The organism is Enterobacter cloacae complex sp. P15RS, from assembly GCF_014895905.1.
GTDB classification, from domain to species: domain Bacteria; phylum Pseudomonadota; class Gammaproteobacteria; order Enterobacterales; family Enterobacteriaceae; genus Enterobacter; species Enterobacter quasihormaechei.
The window spans coordinates 1-4,429 of record NZ_JADBQL010000012.1; the positions used below are offsets into that span (position 1 = coordinate 1).

General features: G+C 55.9%; 6 protein-coding genes. 4 read left to right on the forward strand and 2 right to left on the reverse strand.

Annotation, left to right across the window (positions count from 1 at the left end; all coding sequences use genetic code 11):
• Window positions 1-253: 253 nt before the first annotated feature.
• The 3 genes from IM267_RS07445 to IM267_RS07455 all read left to right on the forward strand — a co-directional run bounded on the left by IM267_RS07445 (window position 254) and on the right by IM267_RS07455 (window position 2,176).
• Window positions 254-646: a DoxX family protein gene (locus IM267_RS07445; protein ID WP_063867629.1), complete on the forward strand. Its 393-nt coding sequence runs from the start codon at window positions 254-256 to the stop codon at window positions 644-646.
• A 72-nt stretch (window positions 647-718) separates the two neighbouring features.
• Window positions 719-1,705, forward strand: coding sequence for a glutathione S-transferase family protein (locus IM267_RS07450; protein WP_193033094.1), 987 nt, complete (start codon window positions 719-721; stop codon window positions 1,703-1,705).
• Between the two features lie 105 nt (window positions 1,706-1,810).
• Window positions 1,811-2,176 carry a DUF805 domain-containing protein gene (locus IM267_RS07455; RefSeq protein WP_063451088.1) on the forward strand — a complete coding sequence of 122 codons (366 nt, stop codon included), beginning with the start codon at window positions 1,811-1,813 and terminating at the stop codon, window positions 2,174-2,176.
• A 40-nt stretch (window positions 2,177-2,216) separates the two neighbouring features.
• Here the strand turns inward: IM267_RS07455 and yhaJ are convergent, their stop codons facing one another.
• Window positions 2,217-3,119, reverse strand: coding sequence for a DNA-binding transcriptional regulator YhaJ (yhaJ, locus tag IM267_RS07460; RefSeq protein WP_003862655.1), 903 nt, complete (start codon window positions 3,117-3,119; stop codon window positions 2,217-2,219).
• Between the two features lie 104 nt (window positions 3,120-3,223).
• Between yhaJ and IM267_RS07465 the strand changes: the two genes are divergently transcribed.
• A complete protein-coding gene (locus IM267_RS07465) occupies window positions 3,224-3,925 on the forward strand; it encodes a pirin family protein (RefSeq protein ID WP_063451087.1) in 702 nt (233 codons plus the stop codon).
• Between the two features lie 45 nt (window positions 3,926-3,970).
• On the opposite strand, the gene IM267_RS21205 is transcribed toward IM267_RS07465, so the two are convergent.
• Window positions 3,971-4,429: L-serine ammonia-lyase, iron-sulfur-dependent, subunit alpha (locus IM267_RS21205; RefSeq protein ID WP_226847975.1), on the reverse strand; the 459-nt coding region annotated here is incomplete at its 5' end.

Sequence of the window (4,429 nt, forward strand, 5' to 3'; positions counted from 1 at the left end):
ATGTTTCCGGTTCATACCCTGCGCTTACCCGGCCTACGGTAAAAAGTAGACCGGGTAAGGCGTAGCCGTCACCCGGCAACATCTCTTCATGCTCCCTTACTCAATATCTTTGAAAAAGATTGACAGTTTTCCTTGCTAACAATTGCCACCCGCCCCGTTTACACTCCTCTCCATCGACAGCAAAGACGCGGTATCTACCCGATTTTGCAAGCAAATAACGTTTAGCCGCTGATGTGGTTTCCTGGAGAGTAAAATGAAAAAATTAGAAGATGTTGGTGTACTGGTAGCGCGTATTCTGATGCCAATTCTGTTCATCACCGCAGGCTGGGGCAAAATCACCGGTTATGCGGGTACCCAGCAGTATATGGAAGCCATGGGCGTGCCGGGGTTCCTGCTGCCACTGACTATCCTGCTTGAGTTCGGCGGCGGCCTGGCGGTGTTGTTCGGTTTCCTGACCCGCACCACGGCGCTGTTTACCGCAGGCTTCACCCTGCTGACGGCGTTCCTGTTCCACAGCAACTTTGCCGAAGGCGTGAACTCCCTGATGTTTATGAAAAACCTGACCATTGCAGGCGGCTATCTGTTGCTGGCCATCACGGGCCCTGGCGCTTACAGCATCGACCGTCTTCTGAATAAGAAGTGGTAAGCACGCTATACTGATTAAATTCAAAGCGAGGAGACATCTCCTCGCTTTTGCTATCTGACGGAGGAGTAAAAAATGGGACAACTCGTAGACGGCGTCTGGCAGGATGTCTGGTATGACACCAAATCCACCGGCGGACGCTTTAAGCGCTCTGTTTCGGCCTTCCGTAACTGGCTGACCGCCGACGGCGCACCCGGCCCGAGCGGCGAAGGGGGCTTTGCGGCGGAGAAAGATCGTTATCATCTGTACGTTTCTCTCGCCTGCCCGTGGGCGCACCGCACGCTGATTGTGCGCAAGCTTAAAGGCCTCGAATCGTTAATTCCGGTTTCGGTGGTGAACCCGCTGATGCTGGAAAACGGCTGGACCTTCGACAGCGATTTCCCTGCCGCGACGGGTGATGAACTTTATCACCACGATTTCCTGTATCAGCTCTATCTGCGCGCCGATCCGCACTACACCGGACGCGTAACCGTACCGGTGCTGTGGGACAAGAAAAACCAGACGATCGTCAGCAATGAATCCGCTGAAATCATTCGCATGTTCAATACCGCGTTTGACGCGCACGGCGCCCGCGCCGGGGATTATTATCCGGCGGAGCTGCGCGAGAAAATTGACGAGCTGAACGGCTGGATCTACGACAACGTGAACAACGGCGTCTATAAGGCCGGTTTCGCCACAAGCCAGGAAGCCTACGACGAAGCGGTCGGAAAAGTCTTTGAATCCCTGGAGCGGCTGGAGCAGATCCTCGGCCAGCATCGTTATTTAACCGGCTCTCGTCTGACCGAAGCGGACATCCGCCTGTGGACGACGCTGATCCGCTTTGATCCGGTTTACGTCACCCACTTCAAGTGCGACAAGCATCGCATCAGCGACTATCTGAACCTGCACGGTTTCCTGCGCGACATCTATCAGATGCCCGGGATTGCGGAGACGGTCGATTTTGACCATATTCGCACCCACTATTTCCGCAGCCACAAGACCATCAACCCAACGGGCATCATCTCCATTGGCCCGTGGCAGGATCTGGATGAACCGCACGGGCGCGACGTGCGTTTCGGATAATTATTTAGGGAATCAATTGATTCCCTTTTTTAATTCACAGCATACATCTATCCTTACCTCGATCGCTTAGAAAACAAGTGATTGACTGATTAAGAGGCAAGGAAAATGGACTGGTATTTAAAAGTACTGCGCAACTACGTTGGATTTGGTGGCCGCGCCCGCCGCAAAGAGTACTGGATGTTCGTTCTGGTGAACTTCGTCCTGATTATGGTGCTGGGCATTGTGGACAAAATCCTCGGCTGGGAGCGAGAGGGGGGTGAAGGCATACTCACCACCATTTATGGTGTGTTAGTTCTGCTGCCTTCATGGGCCGTGCTGTTTCGTCGTCTCCACGACACCGATCGTTCGGCGTGGTGGCTGCTGTTGCTGTTGATCCCGCTTATCGGCTGGATCGTGATTTTGATTTTCAACTGTCAGAGCGGAACGCCGGGCGAAAACCGCTTTGGTCCGGATCCTAAGACAAGCGCGTAAATTTTGCCCGGTGGCGCTTACGCTTACCGGGCCTGCATGCTTATTTGTTGTGATGCGCAAAGAGCTTGGGTATTTCTCGCAAACACCACGATTTGGCTTCGCCCATGCTGTCGCGACGCCACGCCATAATGATATCCACTTCGCTGGTGTATTCCGGGCTGACCACGCGCAGCCGCCCCTCAGCAATATCCTTTTCGACGAACGGATACGGCATGGTCGCCACGCCCAGCCCGGCTAGCAACGCCTGGCGCTTATCTTCCAGCGACGTCACCGTCAGACGCGGCTGTTTATCCAGCAGCTGAACCGTCAGCACCGGACGCTCGCGCGCGGTATCCGCCACCGCCACGCCGCGGTACTTCACGCGCGTCACTTCAGAGAGCGGCTCCGGCTCCTGGTGAATCGGGTGATCCGGCGCGGCGACGTAGACGTTCATCACGCTGTAAAGTTTGCGCGAGTTGATTTCTGACGATGAGCGGAAATGCATGTCCGGCGCAATGACGATATCCGCCCTGCCCGTCTCCAGCCGCTCCCATGCCCCTGCCAGCACCTCGGTGATGATCGACAGCTGGGTATTGGCTTTTGCGGCCAGGCGGTCCACCAGCGGGAACAGCGCCTCGGTGGGCACCAGCGCTTCGGTCACTAACGTCAGATGGGTTTCCCAGCCGCGGGCCAGCGCCTCGGCGTCCGTCGTCAGCTTATCCGCCGCTTCCAGCAGCACGCGGCCGCGTTCCAGCAGCATTCGCCCAACGTTGGTGAATTTTGTTCGATGACCGGAGCGATCGAAGAGCACAACATCCAGCTCCTCCTCCAGCTTTTGCATGGTATAGCTCAGCGCAGACGGAACGCGCCCCAGTTCATCTGCCGCGGCGGCAAAACTGCCACGCCTGTCAATCGCGTCCATGACGCGAAGCGCCTCAAGCGTCAATGCTCTCTCTTTAGCCATCTCGTTCTCATTCAGGAAATTTGAACATACCGGGCAGAATATCTGGCTAACAATGCAGCGTCCATACCTTTACCATTGATTTAGTGTAAAGAGAGGTCAAGTTTATGATTACGACAAGAACAGCGAAACAGTGCGGACAAGCCGATTTCGGTTGGTTGCAGGCCCGCTACACCTTTTCCTTTGGACACTACTTTGACCCTAAACTCCTTGGTTACGCTTCACTGCGCGTACTGAATCAGGAGGTGCTCGCTCCGGGCGCGTCCTTCCAGCCGCGCGCGTATCCGAAAGTCGATATCCTGAACCTGATCCTGGAAGGCGAGGCAGAATACCGCGATAGCGAGGGCAATCATGTCCAGGCAAAAGCTGGCGAGGCGCTGTTAATTTCTACGCAGCCCGGTATTAGCTATAGCGAGCATAACCTCAGCAAAGACAAAACGCTGACCCGCATGCAGCTGTGGCTGGATGCCTGTCCGGAGCGGGAAAATCCCCTGGTGCAAAAGATCGACCTGAAGGGCGATAAACAGCAGCTGATTGCTTCGCCAGACGGCAGCAAAGGCAGCTTGCAGTTACGCCAGCAGGTATGGCTGCACCATATTGAACTGAAAAAAGGTGAACAGGTGAGCTTCCAGCTTCATGGCCCGCGCGCCTATTTACAGTCCATTCACGGCACGGTACATGCGGTAACGCATACGGAAGAGAAAGAAGCGCTCACCTGCGGTGACGGGGCGTTTATTCGTGATGAAGCGAATATCACCCTGGTGGCAGATACGCCGCTGCGCGCGCTGCTGATTGATTTGCCGGTTTAACCCCCCTCACCCTGGCCCTCTCCCCAATGGGGAGAGGGGAAATTTTTACACCTTACTCGCCATAATCTCAATAATCTGCCGGTCCGTTGCCTGCATTGAGCGGCACGCCAGGGCGCACAGGTTAGAGATAGACTGTTCCACGTCGTGGGCCACAATCCCCTCGTTACCCGTCACGGCTGTATCATCCAGCGCCATCATCACGGCTTTCCAGGCGCTGGTGACGCTGGTCGAGACCTTCATGGCGCAGCTGTTAGACGCTCCGTCGCAGATCATCCCGCTGACATCACCGATCATACTGCCGATCGCCATGGAAATGGTCTGGTAAGAACCGCCCATTAGCCACGCCATTCCCGCCGCAGCGCCCATCGCCGCCGTTGTCGCCGCACACAGCGCGGACAAACGCGGAAGCTGGTAATGGATATAGATAGCCGACAGATGCGAAAGCATCAGCGCCCGCGCCAGCCGTTCGTTATCGGCCTGAACGTGCTCAGCCACAACCACCAC

Excerpts from the sequence above, each read along its gene's own strand:
- IM267_RS07445 (WP_063867629.1), top strand. The coding sequence starts at position 254 with ATGAAAAAATTAGAAGATGTTGGTGTACTGGTAGCGCGTATTCTGATG.
- IM267_RS07450 (WP_193033094.1), top strand. The coding sequence starts at position 719 with ATGGGACAACTCGTAGACGGCGTCTGGCAGGATGTCTGGTATGACACC.
- IM267_RS07455 (WP_063451088.1), top strand. The coding sequence starts at position 1,811 with ATGGACTGGTATTTAAAAGTACTGCGCAACTACGTTGGATTTGGTGGC.
- yhaJ (WP_003862655.1), bottom strand. The coding sequence starts at position 3,119 with ATGGCTAAAGAGAGAGCATTGACGCTTGAGGCGCTTCGCGTCATGGAC.
- IM267_RS07465 (WP_063451087.1), top strand. The coding sequence starts at position 3,224 with ATGATTACGACAAGAACAGCGAAACAGTGCGGACAAGCCGATTTCGGT.